Source organism: Sorangium sp. So ce327 (assembly GCF_051530205.1).
In the GTDB taxonomy this organism is placed as follows: domain Bacteria; phylum Myxococcota_A; class Polyangia; order Polyangiales; family Polyangiaceae; genus Sorangium; species Sorangium cellulosum_B.
Genome location: NZ_CP150330.1, coordinates 1,941,683 through 1,968,660, shown reverse-complemented (window position 1 = coordinate 1,968,660; position 26,978 = coordinate 1,941,683). Strand labels below are relative to the sequence as shown.

The 26,978-nt window shown below is 72.5% G+C and carries 15 protein-coding genes and 1 pseudogene; 8 read left to right on the top strand and 8 right to left on the bottom strand.

The window, feature by feature from the left end; all coding sequences use genetic code 11:
• Positions 1–133: 133 nt before the first annotated feature.
• On the top strand, positions 134–2,737 hold the full coding sequence (locus tag WME95_RS07375; protein ID WP_437907713.1) for a GAF domain-containing protein: 2,604 nt from the start codon (positions 134–136) through the stop codon (positions 2,735–2,737).
• A gap of 719 nt (positions 2,738–3,456) precedes the next feature.
• Here WME95_RS07375 and WME95_RS07370 read toward each other — a convergent pair.
• The 4 genes from WME95_RS07370 to WME95_RS07355 form a co-directional block, all read right to left on the bottom strand.
• Complete coding sequence (locus WME95_RS07370; protein WP_437907712.1) at positions 3,457–3,801, bottom strand: hypothetical protein; 345 nt, start codon at positions 3,799–3,801, stop codon at positions 3,457–3,459.
• 743 nt (positions 3,802–4,544) lie between these two features.
• Positions 4,545–6,686: a response regulator gene (locus WME95_RS07365; RefSeq protein WP_437907711.1), complete on the bottom strand. Its 2,142-nt coding sequence runs from the start codon at positions 6,684–6,686 to the stop codon at positions 4,545–4,547.
• Between the two features lie 728 nt (positions 6,687–7,414).
• Positions 7,415–8,530 (bottom strand): prephenate dehydrogenase/arogenate dehydrogenase family protein, encoded by a 1,116-nt coding sequence (locus WME95_RS07360; protein WP_437907710.1) that lies wholly within the window; start codon positions 8,528–8,530, stop codon positions 7,415–7,417.
• Positions 8,531–8,727: 197 nt separating this feature from the next.
• The gene (locus tag WME95_RS07355) at positions 8,728–9,858 is read right to left on the bottom strand and encodes a serine/threonine-protein kinase (RefSeq protein WP_437907709.1); all 1,131 of its coding nucleotides are present in this window, start codon (positions 9,856–9,858) and stop codon (positions 8,728–8,730) included.
• Positions 9,859–10,261: 403 nt separating this feature from the next.
• On the opposite strand from WME95_RS07355, the gene WME95_RS07350 reads away from it, so the two are divergent.
• On the top strand, positions 10,262–15,343 hold the full coding sequence (locus WME95_RS07350; RefSeq protein WP_437907708.1) for an AAA family ATPase: 5,082 nt from the start codon (positions 10,262–10,264) through the stop codon (positions 15,341–15,343).
• A gap of 43 nt (positions 15,344–15,386) precedes the next feature.
• On the opposite strand, the gene WME95_RS07345 is transcribed toward WME95_RS07350, so the two are convergent.
• The 4 genes from WME95_RS07345 to WME95_RS07330 form a co-directional block, all read right to left on the bottom strand.
• Entirely contained in the window at positions 15,387–15,956 is a 570-nt protein-coding gene (locus tag WME95_RS07345; RefSeq protein ID WP_437907707.1) for a cytochrome C, read from the bottom strand.
• A 65-nt stretch (positions 15,957–16,021) separates the two neighbouring features.
• Positions 16,022–18,175, bottom strand: coding sequence for a heavy metal translocating P-type ATPase (locus tag WME95_RS07340; protein WP_437907706.1), 2,154 nt, complete (start codon positions 18,173–18,175; stop codon positions 16,022–16,024).
• 2 nt (positions 18,176–18,177) lie between these two features.
• The gene (locus tag WME95_RS07335) at positions 18,178–18,768 is read right to left on the bottom strand and encodes a hypothetical protein (protein ID WP_437907705.1); all 591 of its coding nucleotides are present in this window, start codon (positions 18,766–18,768) and stop codon (positions 18,178–18,180) included.
• Between the two features lie 48 nt (positions 18,769–18,816).
• A complete protein-coding gene (locus WME95_RS07330; protein ID WP_437907704.1) occupies positions 18,817–19,077 on the bottom strand; it encodes a hypothetical protein in 261 nt (86 codons plus the stop codon).
• Positions 19,078–19,689: 612 nt separating this feature from the next.
• On the opposite strand from WME95_RS07330, the gene tssC reads away from it, so the two are divergent.
• The 6 genes and pseudogenes from tssC to WME95_RS07300 all read left to right on the top strand — a co-directional run bounded on the left by tssC (position 19,690) and on the right by WME95_RS07300 (position 26,964).
• Positions 19,690–21,162 (top strand): type VI secretion system contractile sheath large subunit, encoded by a 1,473-nt coding sequence (tssC, locus tag WME95_RS07325; RefSeq protein WP_437907703.1) that lies wholly within the window; start codon positions 19,690–19,692, stop codon positions 21,160–21,162.
• A gap of 100 nt (positions 21,163–21,262) precedes the next feature.
• A complete protein-coding gene (locus WME95_RS07320; protein ID WP_437907702.1) occupies positions 21,263–23,377 on the top strand; it encodes a M13 family metallopeptidase in 2,115 nt (704 codons plus the stop codon).
• Positions 23,378–23,410: 33 nt separating this feature from the next.
• A pseudogene (locus WME95_RS07315) lies at positions 23,411–23,686 on the top strand (glutathione S-transferase family protein); the annotation flags it as partial.
• Between the two features lie 359 nt (positions 23,687–24,045).
• Positions 24,046–24,609: an RNA polymerase sigma factor gene (locus tag WME95_RS07310; RefSeq protein WP_437907701.1), complete on the top strand. Its 564-nt coding sequence runs from the start codon at positions 24,046–24,048 to the stop codon at positions 24,607–24,609.
• A complete protein-coding gene (locus tag WME95_RS07305; protein WP_437907700.1) occupies positions 24,599–25,918 on the top strand; it encodes a FecR domain-containing protein in 1,320 nt (439 codons plus the stop codon). Before WME95_RS07310 ends, WME95_RS07305 begins: the two co-directional genes overlap by 11 nt.
• A complete protein-coding gene (locus WME95_RS07300) occupies positions 25,915–26,964 on the top strand; it encodes a hypothetical protein (RefSeq protein WP_437907699.1) in 1,050 nt (349 codons plus the stop codon). The genes WME95_RS07305 and WME95_RS07300 overlap by 4 nt, the downstream gene beginning before the upstream one ends.
• Positions 26,965–26,978 lie beyond the last annotated feature (14 nt).

Here is a 26,978-nt window from a genome sequence, read left to right as displayed (position 1 = left end):
GCCGCTCCATGATCCCCCACCCATCTACGATCACGACGGAGCTCCCTGCGAGCGAAGGCGCGACTGCGCGGCCCCCCCCGCGCCAGCCCCGCCCTCGCCGCCGGCGCCCCCCGCGATCGCCTCGGAGATGGCGATGAAGTTGCTCTGCAAGCCCGCTGACGAGCGCACTGCGCGTGCGCAGGTGCTGAAGGTCGACATCGACGCCTACGCCGCCCTCCCTGACGCGGAGCGGCGCGCGGTCCACCTGCGCCTCGGGCGTATGGCCGAGGCGCGATCACAGCGCGAGCGCTCGGACGAGGCGCTCTTCGAGGCCGCGCACCACCTGAACCTCGGCGCGCCCTTGATCGTCGAGCCGCGCGAGCGGGCGGCGCTCGCCGCGATGAACCTCGCCGCGGGCCGCAAGGCGAGGGAGCGGGGCGCGACCCCGGCGGCCGCCGATCTCTTCGAGGCCGGGATCGCGGCGCTGCCGGACGGGAGCTTCAAGCGAGACCACGAGATCGCCTTCTCGCTGCACGCGGAGGCGGCCGAGTGCGCGCACCTCGGCGGCCGGCTCGAGCGCGCGGAGGCGCTGCTCGACGTGCTCGCGGCGGAGGCGCGCTCGGATCTCGAGCGGGCCAGGGCGCACGAGCTGCGCATCGCCGTGTACACAACGCAGGGCCGGCTCGACGAGGCGGTGGCGCTCGGAAAGACGGCCCTCGCGATGCTCGGCGTCCCCCTCCCCGAGGACGGGCCGGGGCGGAAGGCAGCAGCAGACGCCGAGCTCGCGGCCGCGCGCGCCGCGCTCGGCACGCGCCGGCTCAAGGATCTCCTCGACGAGCCCGAGGCGTCGGACGCCCGGACCCGCGCGGCGCTCCGGCTCCTCATGGCCCTCATGCTCCCCGCCGCAACGGTGAACCCGCCGCTCTGCACGTTCATCGCGGCCAGGCAGGTCAACCTGTCGCTGGAGCACGGCCACGGTGGAGTTTCCTCGTACGGCTACATGGCCTACGCCTGGGTCGCCGCGCGGGTGCTCCGCCGCTACGACGAGGCCTACGAGCTCGGCCAGCTCGCGCTCGAGATGAACGAGAGGTCCGGCCAGCCCGAGCTCTCGTGCCGGCTGCGCGTCGTGCTCGGGGCCCACGTCAGCGTCTTCACCGATCATCTCCTTTCCAGCCTCGATCTCTTCCAGGCCGCGCTCGAGGCGGGGCACAGGACGGGCGATCTCACCTATCTGTCCCAGGCGTGCGTCCACACGGCGCTCGTTCGGTTCGGGCTCGGCGACGAGTGCGAGGCGGTGCGGGCCGAGGTCGACGGATTCCTCTCGCTGGTGCGGCGCGCGCGGGAGGAGCTCGCCGCCCTCGCGCTGACCGGGGTGCGCCGCGCGCTCGACGACCTGATGGACGCGACGCGCGCCGGCGCGTCCCGCCCGCCCAGCCACGGTGATCTCGACGACGCAGCGGATGAAGCGAAGCTCTCGGCGCCTGCGCACGGCGCCGCCGCGCGCGTCCACTACGCGCTGCGGCAGCAGATCTGCTTCCTCAACGAGGACTACGAGGGGGCGCTGCGGATGGGCTCGCTGGCCGAGGCGAGGATGCAGGGCGGCGTCGACGATCACCTCGCGACAGAGGTGTTCTTCTACACCTGCCTGACGCTGCTCTCGCCCGCGCTGGCGCGCGGCCGGCAGCTGACCACCGTCTCGGTGGCGAGCTACCGGGATCGGTTCTCGGAGTGGGGCGAGCGGTGCCCGGACAACTACCGTCACAAGCACCTCCTCCTGCGCGCGGAGTCCGCGCGCGCCGCCGGCGAGGAGCTCGCGGCGATGAAGCTCTACGATCAGGCGATCGAGTCGGCGAAGGTGAACGGTTTCGTCCGGGACGAGGCGCTCGCCAGCGAGCTCTGCGCGAAGTTCCACCTGGCGAGCGGCAGGGAGAGGATCGCCCACGTCTACATGGCCGACGCCCACGAGGGCTATCTGCGGTGGGGCGCGCAGGCCAAAGCGCGACAGCTGTCGCGAAAGTACCCGCACCTCGTGGCGCGCGCCGCGCTCGTCGGGCAGCAGAGCCGTCCGCCGGAGTCCTCACTCCCGGCGAGCACGGAGCGCCCCACGTCGCTCGACGCGTTCGCCCTCCTCCGCGTCTCGCGCGCGCTCTGCGGGGAGCTCGTCCTGGAGCGCCTCTTCGAGCGGCTCCTCCGGGCCCTGAGCGAGAGCGCGGGGGCGCAGCGCGCCGTGCTGGTCCTCGCGCGCGACGGCGCGCTGACCATCGAGGCCGAGCTCGACGGCGACCGCGGAGGGGTCCGCCTCGGACCCGCGACGCCGCTCGATTCCACCGCCGATCTCGCCGCGAGCGTCGTCCAGCACGTCGCCCAGACACAGCAGCCGATCGCCCTCACCAGCGCGGCCCTGGACGAACGGTTCGCGGACGACCCTTACCTGCTCGAGGGCGGCCTCAGGTCGATCCTGTGCCTCGCCATGACGCATCAGGGCCGCCTCACCGGCGTGCTCTACGCGGAGAACGGCGCGACCGCTGGCGCGTTCCGCGCCGGCCAGGTCGAGCTCTGCGGCCTCCTCGCATCGCAGGCGGCGGTGGCCGTGCACAACGCGTTGCGCCACCGCGACGCGCAGAGCACCTCGCGCGAGCTCCGTCGCTGCAACGAAGCCCTCGTCGACGAGGTCGCTCGCCTCACCGAGGAGCTCCGTGCGTGCAACCGCGACGCTAGCCCCACGAGCGAGCTGCGGCGCTGCAACGAGGCGCGCTAGCCCCGCTGCGGCGGGGTGCGTCCGGCCCGTCCCGCCGCCCGACAGGATTCCCGCCAGGAAGGGGAGAGCTTCAGCGAAGCTTCGCGGGGGCGCCGCGGGCAAAGCTCACATCGCGAAGGGCCATCCCCTCTGAAAAATCCATGACGCTGGCACCAGAGGGGCCGCAAAACATGCATAGCGCGAGCGCGTCTGCGCCATGGCTCCGTCCGAGATGCGTACAAGCGCGAAGGGGAATGCGGCCGTGCGAACAAGGCGCGCCGCAGCGCGAAAGACACGTGGCAGCGCGGTAGAGCGCGCGGCAGCAGCGCAGACGCCGTCCTGCACCCAGCCCCTCGAGGCCGGCGCTGACAGACACAGTTTCCGAAATCAAAATGCTCGGGACACCACGGGACGGTGGGAAGACACAGAGCACTTGCCGTCTCCCAGCCTACCCGTGATTCCCGAGCCTACAGCGCGGCGCAACTTCGTGCGCTACGGGCTCATCCGCGTCGTTCGGCTCGCTTCAGCGCACATTCGCACGCCTAACGCGCTGGCCTGGCGGTCGAGCTAGCATCCCACGAACCTGCACATCGCGATAGAGCGCCGAACAACGCCCGACCGAGCCATGCAGCCGCGAAGACGCATGGGGACGGGAGGTGATGAGTGGCGCTCCAACGGCCTATCCCCCGCCTGCCGTACCGCGGGCTCGGCGAGGGATGGCCGCTATCGACGCGCTCGTCTCAGGCGCCGCCCGCGCCGCCAGCGCCGCCGGCGCCGCCAGCGCCGCCAGCGCCGCCAGCGCCGCCGGCACCACCGGTGCCGCCGCCCGCGCCACCCTCGCCACCCGCGCCGCCGGTGCCGCCGCCCTCGCCCGCGCCACCCTCGCCGCCGGTGCCGCCGCCCTCACCCGCGCCACCCTCGCCGCCGGCGCCGCCTTCGCCGCCTTCGCCGCCCGTGCCCGACGCCGAGCTCGTCGTCGTGGAGGAGGTGGTGGTCCCATCGTCATCGCCGCATCCGGCGCCGATCATCATCATGGTCGCGCCTAGCAGCAGCGCGCTTGCAAAGATGCTCTTCGAAGCGTTCATGGTTCGTTCTCTCCGTTGGGTTGTCCCCCCCAAAGAATGACTCGGCAGAACCCCGCGCCGATCACCGCTCCACACCGCCAAGCGACTCAATCCACGCAAATTCGCGCAAAATGTGCGCCCTAAAAAGCGCTATGAGCACGCTGCATTCGATGGGCCGGTGTCAACTCCGTGGGGATTCCGTTATGGTGGACGATAAGCCACCATACTGGATTACGCAAGCTTTTTGTCTCACTGCATCATCGTTGCATGTGGGTGCCCCCCCGTGAGCTCCCGCTGGTCAAGCACATTCGCCTACATCGACGCGGGGCGAACATGACGCGTGAAGGCGACTGCGCCTGACAGCTCATCCGCCATAACGGATTGACCTCCAGAGGTGAGGGCCCCATGAGCCAAAGCCTCCTGGCGTGAGCGGCCTGGAGGAGCGGCGCCGGCGCCGCGCCACACGCGAACAGAGCCCGACTGCAGCGCGGACGCGCCTCGTCTGGCCCCGATGGGTCGGCTCCCGGTCTGGTCATGAGGACACGTTCGCGTCATCACGTGCAAGAAGTGCAAGTCCCAGGCCCGATGCCCATCGGCCATGGTCCTCGTCCCTGCTCATGAGCGCAGGCACGCTGGGGAGAGACCCGATATCGCTGGCGGGGCGGGCGAGGTAGCGAGCGAGCTCAGGTTGGATGTGCGAGCGACGGAGAACGCGGAGGCGCGCCGCTATGGAGCGCCCGCGGCCCCTCGTCTCCGCGCGCTCTTCACGGGTTGATCTCCTCGCTCGACCCTCGCTCCCGGGCGCAGGGGAGGTCGCCTGCGCGGGCCCGAGCCGCGAGGCTGGCCACGGCGGCCACGAGGGCGGCGGGCTCGATCGGCTTCGTGGCGTGCATGTGGAAGCCGGCGTCGAGCGCGCGCTTCTGGTCCTCCTTGCGAGCATAGGCCGTCAGGGCCAGCGCGGGCAGATCGCCGCCGGCCTGCGGCGGGCGCTGGCGGATGGCGCGGATGAGCTCATAGCCGTCCTCGCCCGGCATGGCGATATCGCTCACGAGCACGTGCGGGAGATCCGCGCAGAACGCCGCGAGCGCCTCGCGGGCCGAAGCCACGGCCGTCACCTCGGCGTGGTGCTGCGACAGCACCTCCTGAAGGAGCTCCCTGGCGTCCGCGTCGTCCTCGACGAGCAGGACACGGAGCCCGCCGAGATTGGACGCGGACTCCGAGCAAGCGAGCGAGCGCGACCGCCCCTCCCTCGAGAGCGCCGGGAGCGAGCTGCGCCCGACCCCGAGGAGCGGGAGCCGGACCACGAACGTCGACCCCTTGTGCAACCCAGGGCTGTCGGCCACGACCGAGCCGCCGTGGATCTCGACGATATGGCGCACAAGGGACAGCCCGATGCCGAGGCCCGCGTGCGTCCTGCGGCTCGTGCTGTCGGCCTGGCGAAAGCGCTCGAAGACGAGCGGGAGGAAATCCGGCGCGATCCCCTCCCCCGTGTCGCGCACCGTGAGCTCCGCCGTCGCGCCGGCCCGCCGGAGGGAGACGAGGATATGGTCCCCGGGACGGGTGAACTTGAGCGCGTTGGACGTGAGGTTCGAGACGACCTGCTGCAGCCGATCCGCGTCGCCGTTCACCTCGATGTCGGGGTCGAGCGAGACGTCGATCGTGAGGCCCTTCGCCTCGGCGGCGGGGCGGATCGCGTCGATGGCGGTCTCCACGACGGGCGCGAGCGCCATCGGCGCGGCGCTGATGCTCAGCTTGCCCGTCGTGACCCGCGAGACGTCGAGGAGATCCTCGATGAGCTTCGTCTGCGCGGCCACGTTGCGCTCGATCACCTCGAGCCCGTGGGACACCCGCTGCTCATCGAACGGCTCGGACCGCAGGAGGTGCGTCCAGCCGAGGATCGCGTTCAGCGGGCTGCGCAGCTCGTGGGAAAGCGTGGCGAGGAACTCGTCCTTCAGGCGGTTCGCCTCGCGCGCCTCGGCGTGCACGCAGTTCTGGATGGCGATGGAAGCGAGCTGCGCGAGCTGCACGAGGACGGTCTCGTCGTCGTCGGAGAACTCGCCGTCGTTCCGGTCCGAGAGCTGGATCGTCCCGATGTTCTGGCCGTCGGCCGCGGTGAGGGGCGCCGCGAGGTACCCCCGCGGCGGCGGCCTCTGCCCGCCGTTGTCCAGCCACTCCGGGTGCAGCGAGAGCTCTCGCTGCGTCAGCCGGAGAGGCCTGTTCCTGGCGCAGACGAGCGCGCACAGCTTGCCGGCGATGGGGGGAGGCGCCTCCTTCTGGAACGTCGTGTACCGCTCCGAGAGCGACACCGCGGTCCGCGCCCGCTCACCGGGCCGCTCCAGCTTCACGAGGGTCATCGCCTGATGGGCGCCGCCGACGTCGCGGGCCGCCTCCGTGATCGCCGCGACCATGGCGTCGAGCGACAGGGCCGAGTTGATCGTGAGCGCGGCGCGGTTGAGCCGCTGGAGCTGCTCCGCGTGCGCGCGCAGCGACTCCGCCTGGAGCTTGATCTTCTGTGTCTTCTTGAAGAGATCGACGAAGACTGACACCTTGGTGCGGAGGACCTCGGGGGCGAACGGGGTCATGATGTAATCGACCGCCCCGAGCGAATAGCTGCGCTCGACATAGACGCGCTCGGTGTGCGCCGTCAGGAAGATGATCGGCGTGTGCAGCGTGCTCCTCCGCTTGCGGATGAGCGTCGCCGTCTCGAACCCATCTATCTCAGGCATCTTGATGTCGAGGAGGATGACCGCGAACTCCTCCTGAAGGAGATGGCGAAGCGCTTCCCTCCCGGACGCCGCCTTGACGATGTTCTCGCCGAGCGGCGCGAGGACTGCCTCCAGGGAGAGGAGCTGCTCAGGCCTGTCGTCAACGATCAGGATGTTGACTCTGCCTACTTCTGCCCTCATCCCGCGTCTCCTTGCCCCCCCTTGCTCCGTTGTCAGCGCCGCGGCCAGCCTCGCAGCATCCTCAGGAATGGGGCTGTGTCCACCGCTTTCAGGCGGCGTCTGCCGCATCCGCTCCAGCCCGCTCCAGCGCTCCGTGCGAGGAGGCTCGGGGAAACCATGTCGCCGCAGGGACGCAGCGCGCGCCCGCGGCGGAGGGTGAGCACGCCCGCCCACCTGCCGGAGCGCCCCTCCGGGCGCCGGAGGGACTTCCCGGAGGCAGCCCTGCGCGGGGGCGCCGGCGCGCGGAGCGCACGCCGGCCACGCTCAGCCCCGGGACGCTCGGCCCGCCCGGCATGGCCGCTCCGCAGATCCATTCCAGCCCCTCCCGTGCGCTGCCCTGCGCCGACGAGCTCGTATCGTAATCGAGGCGCTGTCTTATCTGCGACCCAGGCCTCACCTGCAGTATCCACAAGGGGGCGCCTGACGCCGCTGCATGATTCCCGCACGCAGACCCTACACCGGAGCACGCCAGGGTGGAAAGAGGAATTCGTGCGCCACCGAGCGCCACGGAGCGCCCCCTCGAAGAGGCCGTGATAGCAGCGCGAGAATCGGAGAAACACGAAGAAAGCCGACGCACGTGGCGCGGAGAGCGAGGCATCGACGCTCTCCTGACTCTCTGTCGATACCCGCTCGACGCGCTCGGTGTGCCTCGTGTTTCGGTGTGAGGAGCCGGTCGCCTGCGCCGCGCGCTAGACGGCGGAGCGCCGCTCCTGGAGCGTGCGCGAGTGCCGGAGGATCACCTCGAAGACCTCGGCGACGCCGTCAGGGTCGAGGCCGAGCTCGACGGCGCAGCGGCGGCGCGACTCCATCAGCCGCGCCTCGCGCAACGGATCCCGGACCGCCGCCCCGATCGTGGCCTTGGCGCGCCCGGCGCGCTGGACGAGCTCGGCCCTCCGCGCGAGCAGGCCGACGAGCTCCAGATCCAGGTCGTCGATGAGCTCCCGCGTCTCGCGGAGCTCGGGAGAGAGCGCGCCGAGATCAGGGATCGCGAGCGCGGCGAGGTCCTCGGGCGCGGCGTCCTTGGTCGGGACGTCGAGGCTTCGATCGACGGCGACGAGCGCGTCGATGAGGCGGCGGCGCGCCTCGCCCGCGAAGGGGTTCTCGCGGTGCAGCGCGGCGAACAGGTGCCCCGCGTCGACGCGCACCGTCTCGATCGTGTGCGCGATGCCCTGGAACGAGGGCGGCGCGTAGGGCGCGCCAGCGGGCACGCCCGCGTCCATCATGCCCTTCGCGATGAAGAACGCGAGCGCGTGCGTGAAGGCCATGACGCGGTCGTGCTCCTCCGGCGCCTGCTCGAGCACCTGACAGCCGATCCGCTCGAACAGCGCGACGATGCGGCGCACGGCGTCCGGGTGCGCCGGGTTGGGGCAGACGACCACGCGCAGCGGGCGCTCGCCGCGGGCGAGGCTCGCCGGACCGAAGAGCGGGTGCGTCGCCACCCAGGGCCGGCCTTCGCCGAGCACCTCGGCCATGGCGCTCGCCGGCACGCTCTTCACGCTGCCCACGTCGGCCACCAGCTGCCCCGGCGCAAGGTGCGGCCGCAGCGACAGCAGGGCTTCGCGCACCGCCGGCACCGGGACGGCGACGATGACGAGCTCCGCGCCGTCCACGAGCTCCGGGAGCGAGGCGGCCCGCGCGGCGCCGCGGACCTCCGCAGAAGGGTCGAACGCGCGCACCGAGATCCCCGCATCGCGGAGCAGCGACCCGAGCGCCGCACCGAAGCGGCCATACCCGAGGAATGCGACCTTGCCGATGCGCGCGGGCGGAGCGAGACCGCCCCCGGAATGTGGGAGAGAATGCGGCATGCGGCGGATACTACGACAGCCGGTCTACGCGGATGCCACGTTTTCTCGGCATAGCCGCGAGGATCTGCGACCGCGTCCCTGGGAGACAGGACGGCTCTCCGGCTTCTCCCATCCTGCCGCGCTCGCGGCGACGATGCCCCTCCGGCGAGGGCCGGAGGCGGCGCTCCTGCGCCCGCGGCGGCTCGGCCGGCGCCGGCTCACCTGAGCTGCGTCGCGGCCACGCCGAGGATCGCGAGCAGCGACGCGACGGCGGCGATCAGCGCGATGCGCGCCCTGTTGCGCCCCGTGTCCTGCGCGCCGTACGCGCCGTGCCGCTGGGTCACCGGGCCCGCCTCCGAGCTCGGTCCGGCGCTCTCGGGCGGACGGGGCCTCGCGCTGAGCCCGAGCCCGATCGTCGGGAGCGAGGCGCGGGGGCGCGGCGGGAGCGTCGCGCCGAGGAGCCGCGCGGCCCGCTCCACGTGATCCTGGCCCTCCGCCGACGCGTGAGGGGCGAGCGCGATCGCCAGCTCGGCCACGCTCGTGGGCCGCCGCGCAGGGTCCTTCTCGAGGCAGCAGAGGAGCACGCGGTCGATGGCAGGGGGGATGTCGGACCGCAGCGCGCTCGGGAGCGCCGGCGCCGCGCTCGCGATGCGCGGCGCGAGATCCGCGAGCGAGCTCGCCTCGAACGGCGGCCGCCCGGTCAGGAGCCGGTACAGGATCGCGCCGAGCGACCAGACATCGGCGCGGGCGTCGACGGCGACCGAGGATCGCAGCCGCTCCGGCGCCATGTAGAGCGGCGCGCCGAGCTCCTCCCGCGTCCGCGCCGGCGCGCCGCCGTCGCTCGCGCCGGGCAGCTCCCTGGACGCGCCGAAGCCGAGCACCTTGAGGAGCGTCGCGCCGCCGGGGCTCGTCGCGAGGAACAGGCGCGCCGGCTCGAGATCGCGGTGCACGATCCCCGCGGCGTGCGCCTCGGCCACCGCCACGCAGGCCTGCAGCACCCAATCGATGGCCTCCGAGAGCTCGATCCGGCCGCGGCCGCGCAGCAGCTCGGAGAGGTCCTGCCCGTCGAGGTGCTCCGTGACGATGTACGCGACCCCCGAGGCGAGCTGGCCGACGTCGAGCACCCGCGCGACGTGCTCCCCCTTGAGCGCCACCGCCGCGCGCGCCTCCCGGAGCGAGCGCTCCACGCGCTCCGGGCTGCCGTCGGCGAGCAGGAGCTCGATCGCGACCCGCTGCGGGAGCACGAGGTGGCTCGCGAAGGCCACTGTCCCCAGCTCGCCGCTGCCCGAGATCCTGTCGACCCGGTACTTCTCGGCGATCACGTCCCCTGCGACGACAGGTGCGTTCATCAAAGCTCCCCGCAGCGCGCACCGGCGCGGGGGCAGCCGCCCGCCCCCCGTACATGCGCTGATTCATCCTAGCACCTTCGCTCGCCGGATTGGCGGTCGGCGGTCGTCGCCGGAGCTCGAGGCCAGCGCCGCGCTCCCCTCTCACCCCTGCCCGTTTCACCCCTGTCCGCGCGGCCCAACGGCCTGGCAAAAGACCGCTGGAGGCGAACCCTCGCGACGAGGGTGAGGCAGCGCAGCGCGCGCGTCGTCGTGCCGAGAGGAAGGAAGCGGCGGCGCCGCCGCGCGATGGCGCGAAGCGCACAACCCGACGTCTCTCCCATATCACGAGACCCGGGACTTCCCGGCTCGCACCAGCACGCATCCTGCTTTATATTCTCGCGGCAACGCGCGAGGGGGAACGCGTATGACTCGGGCGGAAGCGACTGAGGTCCACCGCTGTAGCCGATTTCTGCTCCGCAGACAGAGGCTTGCCGGGAGGATGGTCGTGCAGAAAACCGTTCGGGGGCGTCATCCAGCCCCGGGCGCGGCGGCCCTCCTGCTGCGCGAGCACGCCTTCCTGCGCCGGCTCGATGTGCCGGGGGTCGTGCGGCCGCTCGCGCTGGAGGGCCCGGAGAGCATGCCGGCGCTGTTCCTCGAGGACGCAGGCCCCGAGGACCTCGAGCGGCGGCTCGCGCGAGAGCCGCTGGCGCTGGACGCGTTCTTCGACATCGCCATCGCGCTCGCGGAGACGTGCGCGCGCATCCACGGGAGCGGCGTCGTCCACCGCGCGATCGCCCCAGGCCGCGTGGTCCTCGGCGAGGACGGGCAGGTCACCCTTGTCCATTTCTCGGACGCGGCCGAGCTGACGAGCATGCCCCGAGCCGTGGAGCTCGAGAAGCTCGACGCGCTCCCCTTCCTGTCCCCCGAGCAGCTGGGGCGCACCTGCTGGTTCATCGACGCGCGCTCGGATCTGTACGCGCTGGGAGCGACCTTCTACGCCATGCTCACCGGCGCGCCGCCCTTCAAGGACGCCGATCCGCTCGCGCTCGTGCACGCCCACATGGCGAGGAGCCCCGTGCCCGCGCGCGTCGCGAGCCCCAGCGTCCCGGCGGTCCTCTCCGAGCTCGTGCAGCGGCTCCTCGCGAAGATGCCGGACCTGCGATACCAGAGCGCCGAGTGCCTCGCTCAGGACCTCCACGAGGCGCAGAGGCGATGGCGCGCCGCAGGCACCATCGCGCCGTTCGAGCTCGGCCGCATGGACCTGGCGCGGCGGCTCCCGCTGCCCGAGCGCCTGATCGACCGCGAACGCGAGCTCGCCGCGCTGCGCGGCGCGCTCGCCCGCGTGTCGAACGGCGGGACGGAGCTCGCGCTGGTGACCGGGGAGGCAGGCGTCGGAAAGACCGCCCTCGTCGAGGCGCTGCAGGACACCGTCGCCGAGCGGGGCGGGCGGTTCATCCAGGGCAAGTTCGACCTGCGCGCGGCGAACGTCCCCTATGCGTCCCTGGCAGAGGCGCTCCGCGCCCTCGCGGCCGCGCTCCGCGCCGAGCCGGAGGAGAGCCGCGCGCAGCTGAGGGAGGCGGTCAGCGAGCGGAGCCGCGCCCTCGGCGAGCTCTGCCCGGAGCTCACCGAGCTCCTCGGGGACGCGCCCGCGCTGCCGGCCTCGGATCCGATGCGCGCGGAGAACCGCTTCCTGCTCGCGATCCAGGACTTCGTGCGCGCGGTGGCCAGCCAGCGGCCGCCGCTCGCGATCTTCCTCGACGACCTCCAGTGGACGGACGCCGCGTCGCTCCGCGTCCTCCGCGCCCTCGCCGCGGATCCAGGCAGCAAGCACGTGCTGCTGCTCGGCGCGTACCGGTCGAGGGAAGTCGGCGCCGCGCACCCGCTCCACCAGACCATCGAGGAGATCCGGGGCGCGCAGGTCCCCCCGCTGACGCACCTCTCGCTCGGCCCGCTCGGCGTCGAGGCGGTCGTCGCGCTGCTCGCCGAGGCGCTCCGCTGCGAGCCGGAGCGGGCGCGCCCTCTCGCAGAGCTCTTCGTCGCCAAGACGGCGGGGAACCCCTTCTTCATCCGCCAGCTCCTCCGGTCGCTCCAGGAGAAAGGCCTGCTCCTCTTCGACGCGATCCGCTCGACATGGATGTGGGATCTCGGCCGGATCGAGCGGGTCGGGGTCACCGACAACGTGGTCCAGCTGATGTCGGAGTCCGTCCGCAGGCTGCCCCAGGCGGCGCAGGAGCTCCTGCAGGTCGCCGCGTGCATCGGCAAGCGCGCGGAGCTCAGGCTCATCGCGGCGGTGCTCGGCCGATCCGTCGACGAGACGACCGCGTCGCTCGTCCAGCCGCTCCGCGAGGGGCTCGTCGTGCCCGACGGCACGTGCGAGCGCGAGGCGGGGCTCGCGATCCGGTTCGTCCACGATCGGGTCCAGCAGACGGCCTACGAGCTCGGGCCGGAGCAGCTCCGGATGCAGCTGCACCTGGAGATCGGCCGCTTCCTCGAGGCCACCTGCACCAACGGGACGGACGCGGCGCTGTTCGACGCCGCGGACCAGCTGAACCTCGGCGCCGCGCTGCTCGACGCGGAGCAGCGGGGCCACCTCGCCGAGCTCAACCACCGCGCCGGCGTGAAGGCGCGCCACGCCGCTGCCTTCGGCCCGGCGCTCGCGTACTTCCGCAGCGGCCTCCGCCTGCTGCCGGACGGCGCCTTCCGCGCGCGCTACGAGCTCTGGTTCTCCCTCCACCGCGACGCGGCGGAGTGCGCCGCGCTGACCGATCAGCACGCGATGGCCCGCGCGCTCGTGGAAGAGGGGCTCCGCCACGCGGCGTCGATCCCGGAGAAGGTCGACCTGGAGGCGCTCCGGATCATGAGCACGACGATCACCGGCGAGCACGATCTGGCGCTCGGCTGGGGGCGCGACACGCTGCGCACGGACTTCGGGGTCGAGCTGTCCGCAGCGGATCTCGACGTGGAGATCGCGGCGCAGCGGCGGGCCATCGCCAGCCACCTCGGGGCGCGCTCGCCCGAGTCGCTCGTCGACTTGCCCCGCGTGACCAGCCCAGAAGAGCGGGCCCGCATGAGGCTCCTCGCCGAGATGGTGGCCCCCGCCTGGTTCGCGGACCGGAAGCAGCTGGTGCTCCTCACCTCTCTCGGCGTCCGCTTCGCGCTGGAGCACGGCAACTCGAGCGAGTCGATCCTCTCCTACGCAGGGCACGCGATGCTCCTCGCGGCCGAGGGCGACCTATCGAGCGCCCAGGGCTTCGGCCAGCTCGCCGTGGAGCTCGCGCGGCGGTTCGAGGATCGCGCCCAGGAGACGATCGCCCGGTACATGTACAACGAGTTCGTTCATCCGTGGGTCGCGCCGCTCGCCTCGAGCGGGGCGCCGTTCCGGGGGATCATCGAGCTCGGCGTGTCGTCCGGCGAGCTCCGCTTCTCCTCGTACGCGCGCACGGGGCTCGTGGCGCACTCGTTCGCCGCAGGGGTGGAGCTCGATCGCGTGCTTGTCGATCTGAACGACGCGCTCGCGTTCAGCCGGCAGACAGGCAACAAGTCGACGCTCTTCCACCAGCTCGCCTACCGGCAGACCATCCGGTGCCTCAAGGGGCTGACGAGGGGCCAGAACGCGGCCGAGGACGCCGAGTTCGACGAGCGGGCCTTCCTCGAGGCGGCGCAGCGGGAGCCGCCGGCGAGGTGCGTGTATCACATCGGGCGCCTTCAGGTCTCGTACCTGCTCCGGGACCTGGCCGAGGCCATCGCTCACGCCGACGCGGCGGTCCCGTTCATCCACTTTCTCGGCGGCTACATCCCCGAGTGCCAGTGCGCGCTGTTCACCGCGCTCACGCTGCTGTGGCGATGCGATGAGGCCGACGAGCAGGAGAGGGCCGCGCTGCTCGCGCGCGTGGCCGACCTGCAGCGCGCCCTGCGAAGGTGGGAGCTCGGCTGCCCTGAGAACTTCCGCCCGCGGCGCCTCCTCGTCGACGCGGAGATCGCCCGCGTCGAGCGCAGGTTCGAGCTCGCCGGAGCGCTGTACGACCAAGCGGTCGAGGCGGCGACGCGCGGGGGGTTCCTCCACATCGCTGCGCTCGGCAACGAGCTGGCTGGGCGCTTCTACCACGGGCTCGGACGGGCGCGGATCGCGGCCATGTACCTGCGCGCCGCGCACCAGGGGTTCGCCCGCTGGGGGGCCTCGGAGAAGGCCCACGCGCTCGCGGAGGAGTTCGGGCTCGGCGGGCCCGGCGACGAGCCCGAGCTCGCGGAGCGGCTCCCGGCGGTCGCCCTCGACGCGCTCAGCCTGCTCAAGGCCGCCGAGACCCTCTCGAGCGAGATCGTGCTCGATCGGCTGCTCGAGAAGCTCCTGGGCGTCTGCCTGGAGGCAGCCGGCGCGCAGTGCGGCGCGCTCGTGCTCGAGGAAGAGGGGGAGCTCTTCGTGCGGGCCCAGGGGTCCGTCGCCACCCCTGTCTCCATCGAGCGCACGCCGCTCTCCCGGTCGCGCGAGGTCCCCCGGCGGGTCGTCGAGCACGCCCACATGGCGTGCGAGCTCCTCGTGCTCGACGACGCCGACAGCGCGCCGGCGCGCGACCGCGATCCTCATTTCGCCGGGGGCGGCTCGCGGTCGGTCCTTGTCCTGCCCATCCAGCGGAACGAGGCGCGGCTCGGGGTGGTTTACCTCGAGAACAACCTCACCACTTACGCCTTCACGCGCGCTCGCGTCCACGTGCTGGAGCTCCTCTCCGACCAGATCGCGATCGCCCTCGAGAACGCCCGCCTCTACCGCGAGGCGCAGCACGCGGTGCGCGTCCGCGACGAGTTCCTCAGCGTCGCGTCGCACGAGCTCAGGACGCCCGTCACCTCCCTGCGCCTCGGCCTCCAGGCGCTGCTCCGCCGGGGAGACCACGCGTCCGACGAGCGCCTATCGCGCGCCCTGCAAAGGATGGATCGGCAGGTGCAACGGCTCGTCCGGCTGATCGACGACGTGCTGGACGTGTCGCAGCTCCACACCGGCCGGCTGGAGCTGCACGTCGAGCCGGTCGATCTCGCGGAGGTCGTGGACGACGTCCTGGAGCGGCTCACCGAGCGCATCGCGCAGTCCGGCTCGTCCGTGAGCGTGCGCGCCGAGCCCTCCGTCGTGGGCTCGTGGGACAGGAGCAGGCTGGAGCAGGTGGTCTCGAACCTGCTCGACAACGCCCTCAAGTTCGGCGCAGGCAAGCCGATCGAGGTCTCCGTCGCGCGGAAGGACGGCACGGCAGAGCTCGTGGTGCAGGATCAGGGCATCGGGATCCCGGCGGGGCGGCTCCCGCACGTGTTCGACCGGTTCGAGCGCGCGGTGTCGAGCCGCCATTTCGGCGGGCTCGGGCTCGGGCTCCACGTCGTGAAGAGCATCGTCGAGGCGCTCGGCGGCGCGGTGCGCGTCGTCAGCCGCCCGGACGAGGGGGCGCGGTTCACCGTGGAGCTGCCCTGCGAGCGGCCGGCGGCGAGCCATGCCGCGTCGGCGACGCTCGGCGGCTTGCACGCCTGACGCGAACCGACGCGAACCGACGCGAACCGACGCGAGGCGATGGCTACGGCCTGCTCTTCGGCTGCTGCGGGACCATGAGGATGTACGGCGTCGCGGGCTCCTCCTCCGGCGACACCGCGCGGGGCGCGGGGACGCCCTTCTCACCGAGGCTCCGGATGAAGCGGTACATCGCGACGAGATCGCGCTCGTGCATCGTCACGTAGTTGAGCCATGGCATCGGCGGCCGGCCGGCGGCCTCGCGGAACATCCGCACCCAGGCCTCCTCGCTGAGGTTCTGGGCGGAGATCCGGAGGTTCGCCGCATAACTCGTCCCCCACGGACCTCGGTAGCCGACGTCGCTGCCCGTCAGCCACTCCGAGGTCGGGAGCCTGCCGCCCGCTCGGTCCCAGCCGGGCGTATGGCAGTCGTTGCACCCGCCCACGAGGATCAGGTACCGGCCGGCATCCTCCGGGTTCCCCGCCGCGACGTGCGGCGAGGCAGGCGCCCGTGCCACGGCTGCACAGCCGATCAACGCCAGGAGCGCCGCGCCGGGCAGCCACTGCACAGTCCGGCGCGCCGCGCGCGCCCGGTCCGCGGCGGACGATCTCGATCCGGCGCGCGTTTCGCTCTGCATTCCAACCATTCCATCCCTCGTGCAGCGCGCGTGCCGGGCTGAGGCGCGGCGCGCGGACGAGCGCGCTAGGGGCCGCCGGCGCGGGCCTTCCTGCGCGGCGCCGCCATGAGCGGACGGAGTCCGTTCACGCAGGCGAGGACCGCGGAGCCGTTGTTCATGAGCGTCGCCGCGACCGGGTTGAGGAGCCCGGGGATCGACAGCGCGTACGCGACCGCGTTCACGGCGAGGATCATCGAGAAGTTCTGGTGGATGAGGCGCATCGCGGCGCGCGAGATGTCGATCGCCTCGATGAGCTTCGACAGGTCGTCCTCCACGAGGACGACGCCCGCCGTCTCCCGGGCGATCTCGGCGCCCGCGGACACGCTGATGCCGATGTCGGCGTACGACAGCGCCGGGGAGTCGTTGATGCCGTCCCCGACGACCGCGACCGTGCGGCCCTCCTGCGTCAGCCGGCGCGTGATCTCCGCCTTGTCCTCGGGCAGCATCTCCGCGAAGTACCGGGTGATGCCGAGCTCGAGCGCGACCTGCCTGGCCACCTCGCGGCTGTCGCCCGTCAGCATGACGATATCCTCGATCCCGCGCGCGCGCAGGCTGCGGATCGTCGCGCGGCTCTCGGCCCGGATGGCGTCGCGGCAGGCGAGCGTGGCGACGTGCCGGCCGTCGACGGCGAGGAAGAGGAGCGATTTCGCCGCCGCCTCGAGCGCCTTCCTCGCGCCGGGCTCGGCGCGGCAGGTGATGCCGAGCTCGTCGAGGAAGCGGGGGCTGCCGAGCTGCACCACCTTGCCGAACACCCTGGCCTGCACGCCCCGGCCGACGAGGTAGCGGGACTCCTCCCGGTCCGGGATCGTCAGGCACCACGCCTCGGCGAGCCGGAGCACGGCCTGCGATACGGGGTGGGTCTGCCGCGCGGACACCGCGGCGGCGAGGGTCGCCGCCTCGCGCTCGGACAGGGCGTCGTGGACGAGGAGGTCCGTCACCTCGGGGATGCCGGAGGTCAGCGTGCCCGTCTTGTCGAACACCACGGTCGACACCTTCGCGAGCTTCTCGATGTACGCGCCGCCCTTGATGAGGATCCCGCGCCGCGCCGCGGCGTTCATCGACGCGAGCACCGTCGTCGGGGCCGAGACCCGCGGGCCGGTGCCGAAGTCGATCGTCAGGATCGCCGACACGCGGCCGAGGTCCCTGGTCGCGGCGAGCACGACCGCCGAGCAGGCGAGGGCCGGCGGGACGAGCCGGTTCGCCACGAGCTCGGCGTAGTTCTGCGCGCGCGTCTCCAGCGCGGGCGCGTTCTCGATGAGCCGCGCCGTGCTCGCGGCGGTCGTGTCGCCGCCGACCCGCTCGGCGCGGATGTACAGCTTGCCGTCCTTGATGACGGTCGCCGCGAAGCAGCGGTCGCCGGGGCCCTTGAGCACCGGCATCGACTCGCCGGTCAGCGTCTGCTGATCGACGAGCCCCTCGCCGTCCGTGACCGTCCCGTCGACCGGGATGACCGAGCCGGTGTAGACGACGAGGACGTCTCCGGCGGCGAGCTCGGCCACCGGGATCTGCACCTTCGCGTCGCCGCGGACCACCCACGCGAGGTCCTGTTGATACTCGAGCAGGCCGCTGATCGCGCGCCGGGCGCGCGCCTGGGTGCGATCGCGGATGTGGTCGCCGAGCGTGACCAGCCAGATGATGCCGGCCGCGTTGATGGCGTTTCCGGTCGCCACGGCCGAGGCGATCGCCAGGCTGTCGAGCAGGTCGACGTTGAGCTTGCGGTGCCGCACCACCGAGTCCCACGCCCTCTTGAGGATGGGCGCGGACGTCGCGGCGATGAACGGGTACGCGAGCAGCGGCGAGACGAAGCTGCCGAGCGAGAGGACCATGCCGACGCTCGACAGGTAGAGCGGGCGCTTCGCGAGGGCGGCCGCGCGGCGCGCCTCGCGGGCGGCGCGCGCGGCGCGCAGCGCCCCCCGCGGGGCCGGCGCGGCGGAGGCCGAGGCGGCGGCGCGCACGATGGCGTCCAGGTCGACGTGCCGCGGGTCGTGCTCGACGACGGCGCTCGACGCGCCCTCGGCGATGCGCACGGACAGGACCCCGGGCACGGCGGTGAGCCCCGCCTCGAGCAGCGGACTGAAGGCCGCGTCCTTCCCGATGCGCGGGAGCCGCAGGCGGACCCTGCCCGGGACCGCGTGGACCACCGAGACCGGCTCGGTCGCGGTCGACAGGAGCGCGGCCATCGTCACCCCGCCTCGCCGCCGGTGGGTGCGCCCGCGCCCGCGCTCGCGAAGAAGCTCTGGATACGGCCGTGGTTCAGCACCACGAAGAAGTCGACCCCGTACTTCACGAGCGTGATCCAGTGGGGCATGGCCGGGGAGCGCCGCATCAGCAGCTGGAGCATCCCGGACCCGACGAGGAGCGCCGGGACAAGGAGCTTGAGGTCGACCTGCGGCGGCGGGACGACCTGCGACGCCGCGTTCAGCCTGTCCGCGGCACGGACGACGAGGCGCGCCGTCCGGCCCGGGCTCGGCGGCTCGGCGGGCGTCGCGCAGGGCGAGGGCGTGAGCCCATCGATCGGGCGACAGCTACAACCCGAGAGCTCGGGGATGTGCGCGAGCTCGGAGAAGACGTCCTCCAGCGGGACATCGGGCTCGTGCTCGACCGTGAGGCTCCCGGCCCACGCGCTCGCCCGCGCGTCGACGACGCTGGGGCACGCGCGCGCCTGCTCCGCGATCTCCTCGGCCCTCGCCGGGTCCCTGCGCAGCGCGGGGACGGCGAGGCGCACGCGCCCTGGAACCCAGTGGATGATGACGACCCCTCGATCGCTCGGCATGGCTCACCTCCCGGCCTGCGAGGCCGGGTCACCGGAACACCCCTCTCGTCAGCGCCCGGGCGGCTCCATCTCCGCGCGCGACAACCCCTGCGCGCCGCCCGAGCCGGCGCGCTGCTCCTGGCGCGCCATCTCCTCCCTCACCTCGGCGACGAGGTCGGCGAGCCTCTCCCTGCCCTCGCCGAGCGAGCCCCTGATCGCGTCCACGGCGACGAAGCCGAGCTTCATGGCCCTCTTGACGGTCGGACGGGTGATCCTCGTCAAGCTGGCGAGCCCCATACCGATGATGATGCCGAGCCCGAGGCGTTCCATCCCCACTCCTCTCCTCGAAATCCACGACCCAAGGCGCGCCTTGGCGCGCCGAATACCGACGACGCGCGAAGGCGCTCCGGATGCCGACGACGCGCAGACGCGCGCCGAAAGACAGAGAATCTGGACCACACGGGCACAGGGCACACGGAGAGATAGACAGAGACAGGCGATGTCCGCTGTCCCTCCGTGCTCCCACTGCCCATTTCACTCGGCCCCGAGCCGTTCGGGGCGCTGGCGCCGCGCGGCGCCGCGCGGCCACGACCAGGACGGGCGTCGCCGCGGGGGCGTCGGCGCCTGATCCGGGAGTGCGAGAGGGCAGACTCGAACGAAAGCCCTTATGTCTTCGGCTTCCGTGGGAGCACCCACACGAGATTTGTAACACTGCAGTCGCGCGACCGCCATGGGCTTTTCATGTCCGGTCGACACCTGACTCGCGTGCTGAGGGAGCGTTCCGCGCGGGCGTCCGAGGCGCGCCGAGCGCGCGTTTCTCCTCTGGCGGCGCCGCGCCATGCCGCGCCGCCGCGGGCTCGTCCCGCCCGGGCGCGGCGGGGCGCGCGGGCGCCGGCGTGTCCATCGCTTCCAGCCGGCGAGCGACCGTGGTAAATTCCGGACATGCAAGCGGGGCAGCACGAAGAGCCGGTGATGGGGAGCAATGGCTCTCTCCTTGCGGAGCTCCTGGCGGAGACGGGGGTCGCCCCGACCAACGGCGCCTACCACGATGTGAAGCGGGGCGTGGAGGCGGTGGTCGGCAAGGTCGCGGGCCGCCCGGAGGCCGGCGCGGCGCTGGACAGCGCCCTCATCGACCTGTGGATCGCCGAGATCGACCAGCGGCTGTCGCGGCAGATCGACGAGATCCTGCATCACCCGGTGTTCCAGCGCCTCGAGGCCGCGTGGCGCGGCCTGAAGTTCGCCATCGATCACATCGACTTCCGGGAGAACATCCGCGTCGAGATCCTCAACTGCTCGAAGGACGATCTGCTCGCGGATTTCGAGGACTCGTCCGAGGTCGTGAGGAGCGGCCTCTACAAGATCGCCTATTCGTCGGAGTTCGGCAATTTCGGCGGCAAGCCGTTCGGCGCCATCATCTCGAACTACGAGTTCGGCCCCGTGCCCCAGGACATCGCGCTCCTCCAGAAATGCGCGGCGGTGGCGACGATGGCGCACGCGCCGTTCCTGGCCGTCGCGGGCCCGCAGTTCTTCGGGCTCAAGGACTACCGGAAGGTGCCGCACCTCGGCGACATCAAGGCGCTCTTCGAGGGGCCGCAGTACGTGAAGTACACGGCGTTCCGCGAGTCCGAGGACGCGCGCTACGTCGGCCTGCTCCTCCCCCGCTTCCTCCTGCGCCTGCCCTACGGGGCGAGCACCTCGCCCATCCGGGCGTTCTCCTACGAGGAGGACGTCGTGGGCAACCACGCGGCGTACCTCTGGGGGGCGCCCACCTACGCGATGGCGACCCGGCTCGCCGAGAGCTTCGCGCGCCACCGCTGGTGCCTGCACATCATCGGGCCGCAATCCGGCGGCACGGTCGAGGGGCTCACGCTCCACGAGTACGAGGCGCTCGGCGCCATCCAGACGAAGATCCCGACCGAGATCATGCTGACCGAGCGCCGCGAGTTCGAGCTCAGCGAGGAGGGCTTCATCGGGCTCACGTTCCGCAAGGACACGGACAACGCCTGCTTCTTCTCCGCGAACTCGGCGCAAAAGCCCAAGTACTTCGGCCAGAGCGAGGAGGGGCGCGCCGCCGAGGTCAACTACCGGCTCGGCACACAGCTGCCTTATGTCTTCCTCGTCAGCCGGCTCGCCCACTACCTCAAGGTCATGCAGCGCGAGCAGATCGGCACCTGGAAGGAGCGCGGCGACCTCGAGCGCGAGCTGAACAGCTGGCTCAGCCAGTATGTCGCGGACATGGATGTCGTGTCGCCCGCCGTGCGCTCGCGCAGGCCGCTCCGCAAGGGGCGGACCTCGGTGACCGAGGTCGAGGGGAGCGCGGGCTGGTACCGGGTCCACCTCGAGGTGCGCCCGCACCTCAAGTACATGGGGGCCTATTTCACCCTGAGCCTGATGGGCAAGCTCGACCGGGAGTGAGGCCGGCCCCGCTCCGGGCGGATGCCGGCGCGAGCGCGCGATCCCGCGGCGGGCGGCCATCGCGCGCCCGCGCGACGGCCGGCCTGTGGTAGAGCGCTGTATGCGCACGCTCCGACAGCCTGCCGCTCCCCTCGCGCTCACCGTGGCCCTCTCCGCGCTGGCGGCCTGCGGCCCCGCCGCGAGCCCGCCGCCGGCGCCCCCGCCCCCCACCGTGAAGGCGCTGATGCCGCCGGCGCCGCAGGGCCTCCCTGTCGTCGAGACGAAGCTCGAGAGCGTCGGGCTCGACGAGGCCGCGCTCGACCGATCGGCGAACCCCTGCGAGGACTTCTATCAGTTCGCGTGCGGCGGATGGCTGGCGAAGACCGAGATACCGGGGGACGAGTCCGTCTGGATGCGGAGCTTCCACGAGATCGAGAAGCGCAACGAGGCGGAGCTCCGGCGCATCCTCGAGGACGCCGCGAGCGCCGGCGACCGGGATCCGGTGACCAAGAAGATCGGCGCCTACTACGGCGCATGCATGGACGAGCCCGCTGTCGAGGCCGCCGGCGCGAAGCCCGTCGCGGACCTCCTCGCGAAGGCGCGGCGGGTGCGCGACCCGAAGGGCCTCGGGGCGCTCGTCACCGAGCTCCACCGCCGCCGCATCTGGGCGCTGTTCGACATCGCATCCGCGCAGGACATGAAGGACGCGACGCGCGTCATCGCGCAGCTCGACCAGAGCGGCCTCGGCCTGCCAGACCGCGACTACTACCTCAACGAGGACGACAAATCGAAGGCGCTCCGCAAGACCTACGAGGAGCACGTCGCGCGGATGATGCGGCTCGCCGGGGCGCAGGAGGCGGCGGCGAAGGCGGCGGCGCTCGACGTCGTGCAGATCGAGACCGAGCTCGCGAAGATCTCGAAGACGCGGGTCGAGCGGCGAGACCCGGCGGGCCTCTACAACAAGCTCGACCGGACGGCGCTCGCGAAGGCCGCGCCGGCGTTCTCGTGGGACGCGTATTTCCAGGGGCTCGGCCTCCAGGACGTCAAGGAGGTCAACGTGACCTCCGTCCGGTTCTTCGAGGGGCTCTCCCGGCTGCTCACGTCGGTGAAGCCCGCCGCGTGGCAGAGCTACCTGTCGTGGCACGTGGTGCGCTCCATGACGCCCGCGCTGCCCAAGGCGTTCGTCGACGAGAGCTTCACGCTGCAGGCCGCGCTCACCGGGCAGAAGGAGGTGCGGCCGCGCTGGAAGCGCTGCGTGGACGCGACCGATGACGCGCTCGGCGAGCTGCTCGCGCAGCCGTTCGTCAAGACGAGCTTCCCCGGCGCGAGCAAGCCCGCGGCCGAGGCGATGGTGCACCAGATCAGCGACGCGTTCGCGCGCGACGTCCGGGCGCTCGACTGGATGGATGAGGGCACGCGGCAGCGCGCGCTCGCCAAGCTCGCCGCGATGGCGTACCTCATCGGATATCCCGACAAGTGGAGGACCTACGATTTCGAGGTCGATCCGAGATCGTACGCGAAGAACGCGCTCGCCGCGCGCGCCTTCCACACGCAGTGGGACCTCGGGAAGATCGACAAACCGCTCGATCGCGACGAGTGGCAGATGAGCCCGCCCACCGTGAACGCCTATTACGACCCGCAGCGCAACCACATGGTCTTCCCGGCCGGCATCCTGCAGCCGCCGTTCTACAGCGTGAGCTCGGCCGCGGCGGTGAACCTCGGCGGCATCGGCATGGTGGTCGGGCACGAGCTCACGCACGGGTTCGACGACGCGGGCTCGCAGTTCGACCAGAAGGGCAACCTGGAGGACTGGTGGTCGAAGGAGGTCGGGGCGGCGTTCAAGGAGAAGACCGGCTGCGTCGAGGCGCAGTACTCGGCCTTCGAGGCGCTGCCGGGGCTGAAGCTGAACGGCAAGCTGACGCTGGGCGAGAACATCGCGGATCTCGGGGGCGTGAAGCTCGCCTTCATGGCGTACCGCGCGATGCGCAAGGGCGCGGCGGAGCAGACGGTCGCGAGCGGCTTCACGGAAGATCAGCAGTTCTTCATCGCGCACGGCCAGTCCTGGTGCGGCAAGCTGCGCGACGAGGCGCTGCGGCTGATGGTCCAGGTGAACCCGCACTCCCCGCCGCGGTTCCGCGTGAACGGCCCGCTCGCGAACCTCCCGGAGTTCGGCGAGGCGTTCAAGTGCGCGCCGGGCACGCCGATGCGGCCGACCAAGACGTGCGCTGTCTGGTAGCCGCGCGCGGCAGGCTCGGTTAAACGAGCCTCCATGATCCTGATTGGCCAGTACGACTCTCCCTTCGTGCGCCGCGTCGCCGTCGCGCTCCAGCATTACGGGCTCGCGTACGAGCACCGCCCGTGGTCGGTGTGGGCCGACGCGGAGTCCATCGCGAAGTACAACCCGCTCCGGCGGGTCCCCGTGCTCGTGACGGACGGCGGGGAGCCGCTCGTGGAGAGCGCTGCGATCCTCGACGCCCTCGACGACCTGGTGGGGGCCGATCGCGCGCTCCTGCCGCGCTCGGGCGAGGCGCGCCGCGCTGCCCTTCCGCGTCCTCGAGGTCGCGCGCGGCGCCTGAGCCCCGGTCGCTCTTGCGGCAAACTTACATCCCCACGCCAGTCACTCCCGTGGTGAGCCGGTCCGAGCCCGAGCCGCTACTGCATGGAAGTGCGCTTCGCCAGCTGGACCGAAGACGCCCCGCCGCGCGCGCGGCATCTGCGGACGTGCGCGGGGCGCGCTCCCCCGGCCGCCCCGACTCACCTTCTTGCGCCGGGAGCACCGGCTCGGTACTGTGACTGCTCCGCACGACCGCTGCGGGAGTCATGAGCCCTCGGAGCGATGCCGTAGCACGTAAAGCCAGCCTTGCCATCACTCCTCCGGAGAGTGGCGGTCCCGACGAGGGTGAGGTGGTGCGCGCGCTCGTGACAGGGGAGCCATGGGCGGCAGCAGCGGTATGGAACAAGCATGCTCCGAAGGTGTTCCGGATCGCGGCGCGCGTACTCGGGCCGGGCGCCGACGCCGAGGACATCACCCAGGAGGTGTTCGTGCGGGTTTTCTCCAAGATATCCGGGCTGAGGGACCCGGACGCGCTGGGAAGCTTCGTGTTCTCGGTGACCGTTCGAATCCTCAAGTGGGAGCTCCGGCGAAGGCGCGTGCGGCGCATCCTCCAGCTGTCGGACACCGCGGATCTTCCGGAGCACCCCGTCGAGCCGGCCGACAGCGAGGCGCGCGAGGCGCTGGGGCGTCTCTACGCGATCCTCGACACGCTGAGCGCGGACGATCGGACCGCGTTCGTGCTCCGGCACATGGAGGGCATGAGCCTGCAAGAGATCGCAGAGGCGGTCGGCGTCTCGCTGGCCACCGTCAAGCGGCGGCTCGGCCGGGCCACCGAGCGCGTGTCGTCGCTGGTGGAGAGCGACACGACCCTCGCCGCCTACGGCATGAGAGAAGAGGCACGGGATGAACCCTGACGAGGCGAAGGAGCCGGAGCTGAGCCCGAGGGCGGCGCGCCTGGTCGAGCTCTCGTGCCAGTCGCTCGGCGCGATGACGCACCAGCAGCGCACCCGGGGGCTGCTTCGCGTGACGGAGCGGACGGCGGCGCGCCGGGGCTTCCGGTCCTCGCCGCTGCTCGCAGGAGGGCTGTCGCTCGCCGTCGCCGCCACGGGCGTGCTCGCGTTCCGAGGGTGGCAGCGGCGGGCGCACGGAGATCGGCTGTCCTACGAAGTCGAGGGGGGCGTCGCGAAGGACGGCGATCTCCAGGCGGACGCGTCGAGCCGCCCGACGTTGCGGTTCTCGGACGGCACCGAGGTGCAGCTCGCCGAGGGGGCGCGCGCGCACATCGCGGCGGTGACCGCGCAGGGCGCCCGGGTGGCGCTCGACAAGGGCGAGGTCCACGCGCGCGTGGTCCACCGGTCGGAGACGCAGTGGCTGTTCGACGCGGGGCCGTTCGTCGTGACCGTGACCGGGACGGCCTTCGCGCTCGCCTGGGCGCCGGACGACGAGCGGCTCGACCTCCGGCTCGAGGACGGCTCCGTCGCCGTCCATGGGCCGCTCTCCGCGGAGCCGATCGCGGTGCGCGCAGGGCAGTGGCTGACGGTCCGGGTGCGCAACGGAGAGGTTCTCCTCCGGGACCTCGACGCGCGGCAGGGTGCCGAAGCGGCGCCCGCCCCGCCTCCCTCCGCCTCCGCGCTGGCCGCCGCTCCGCCCGCCGAAGGCCGCGCGGAGGCCCCGGTCGCCTCGCCGGCCGCCGCCGAGCCGCGCGGCGAGCCCGCGGCCGCGCGGGGGACGGCGCGCGGCCCGGAGGCGGGGCCGAAGCGCGACTGGGCCGGCAAGCTCGCGGCCGGCAAGCTCGACGCCATCGTCGACGAGGCGCAGCGCCTCGGGCTCGACGCCGCCCTCGCCGAGAGCACGAGCGAGGAGCTCGCGGCCCTCGCGGACGCGGCGCGATACACCCGGCGGACCGACGTCGCGCGGAGGGCGCTCCTCGCGCAGCGGCGGCGGTTCCCGGGGACGCGCCGGGGCGCCGAGGCGGCGTTCCTGCTCGGGCGGCTCGCGGAGACACAGGAGGGGCCGGCCGCAGCGCTCGCCTGGTTCGAGAGCTACCTGAAGGAGGCGCCGCAAGGGGGGGCCTATGCCTCCGAGGCGCTCGGGCGCAAGATGGTGCTCGTGCAGGGGCTCCAGGGCGATGACCGGGCCGAGCTGGTCGCGCGGGAGTACCTGCGCCGGTTCCCGGGCGGCACTTACGCGCAGGCGGCGCGGGCCCTCGCCCGGACGCCGTGAGGCGCGCGCTCGCGCAGGCGCTCGCGCTCCTCCTGGCGGCGGCGAGCGCCGTGGCCTCCGCGGAGCCTGCCCGCGTGGTCCTCGTGCGGCCCGGCGCCGCGGACCCGTCGATCGCGGAGGCGCTGATCCGCATCCGGGGGGAGCTGGTCGCCGACGGCTTCGACGTCGTGCTCGCCGACGCGAGCGCCGCCTCGGCGCCCCGGTCGGCCGAGGTCGACGTCGCGCAGCAGCGCGGCTCCGCGGCGCTCATCGGGATGTCGCTGGAGCCGGACGCCCAGGCCGCCGAGCTCTGGGTGGTCGACCGGCTCACGAGCAAGACGCTCACGCGGCGGATCGACATCCGCGGCGAGCCGCGCGCGCGCATGGCCGAGGTGCTCGCCGTGCGCGCGGTCGAGCTGCTCCGGGCGAGCCTGCTCGAGCTCCTGATGGCCTCGCGGCGCTCCGCGGAGGGGGCGTCCCCGCCGCCCGTGGCGAGCGACGCGCGCCGGCACGCGTCCCGGTGGGCGGAGCGGTCGCTGGACGGGGCGCGCCGGTCGACGTGGGGGGTCGAGCTGGGGGGCGCGCTCCTCGCGAGCCCGGGCGGCGTCGGCCCCGCGCTGCTCTCGGTCGGGCGCCTCCGCTTCGCGCCGCTGCGGCCGTTCCAGGCGCGCCTGTCGCTCGCGGGGCTCGGGACGGCCCCGCGCGTCGACGGGCCGCAGGGCAGCGCCACGGTGGCCCAGCGGCTCGCGCTCGTCGAGTTCGCGGTCCTCCCCTGGCCCGACCTGCGCGTTCGCCCGATGCTCTCGGCCGGCGCGGGGGTGCTGCACGCGTCGGTCGACGGCGAGGCAGCGTGGCCGTACCGGGGCGTCCACAGCGCCCGGTGGGCGTTCTCGGCGGACGCCGGTCTGGGCGCCGAGATCGAGCTCGTGCGGGGGCTCGACATCTCCGTCGAGGGGCACGTGCTCGTCGCCGAGCCGTATCCCGTGGTGCGCTTCCTCAACGACGAGGTGGCGTCCGGCGCGCGCCCGGCACTGCTCGGCAGCCTCAGCTTCGTGGGGTGGCTGTGAGAGACTGCGGCTGA

Excerpts from the sequence above, each read along its gene's own strand:
- tssC (WP_437907703.1), top strand. The coding sequence starts at position 19,690 with ATGCAAGCGGGGCAGCACGAAGAGCCGGTGATGGGGAGCAATGGCTCT.
- WME95_RS07375 (WP_437907713.1), top strand. The coding sequence starts at position 134 with ATGAAGTTGCTCTGCAAGCCCGCTGACGAGCGCACTGCGCGTGCGCAG.
- WME95_RS07350 (WP_437907708.1), top strand. The coding sequence starts at position 10,262 with ATGACTCGGGCGGAAGCGACTGAGGTCCACCGCTGTAGCCGATTTCTG.
- WME95_RS07340 (WP_437907706.1), bottom strand. The coding sequence starts at position 18,175 with ATGGCCGCGCTCCTGTCGACCGCGACCGAGCCGGTCTCGGTGGTCCAC.
- WME95_RS07320 (WP_437907702.1), top strand. The coding sequence starts at position 21,263 with ATGCGCACGCTCCGACAGCCTGCCGCTCCCCTCGCGCTCACCGTGGCC.
- WME95_RS07335 (WP_437907705.1), bottom strand. The coding sequence starts at position 18,768 with ATGCCGAGCGATCGAGGGGTCGTCATCATCCACTGGGTTCCAGGGCGC.
- WME95_RS07360 (WP_437907710.1), bottom strand. The coding sequence starts at position 8,530 with ATGCCGCATTCTCTCCCACATTCCGGGGGCGGTCTCGCTCCGCCCGCG.
- WME95_RS07345 (WP_437907707.1), bottom strand. The coding sequence starts at position 15,956 with ATGCAGAGCGAAACGCGCGCCGGATCGAGATCGTCCGCCGCGGACCGG.
- WME95_RS07370 (WP_437907712.1), bottom strand. The coding sequence starts at position 3,801 with ATGAACGCTTCGAAGAGCATCTTTGCAAGCGCGCTGCTGCTAGGCGCG.
- WME95_RS07330 (WP_437907704.1), bottom strand. The coding sequence starts at position 19,077 with ATGGAACGCCTCGGGCTCGGCATCATCATCGGTATGGGGCTCGCCAGC.
- WME95_RS07305 (WP_437907700.1), top strand. The coding sequence starts at position 24,599 with ATGAACCCTGACGAGGCGAAGGAGCCGGAGCTGAGCCCGAGGGCGGCG.
- WME95_RS07355 (WP_437907709.1), bottom strand. The coding sequence starts at position 9,858 with ATGAACGCACCTGTCGTCGCAGGGGACGTGATCGCCGAGAAGTACCGG.
- WME95_RS07365 (WP_437907711.1), bottom strand. The coding sequence starts at position 6,686 with ATGAGGGCAGAAGTAGGCAGAGTCAACATCCTGATCGTTGACGACAGG.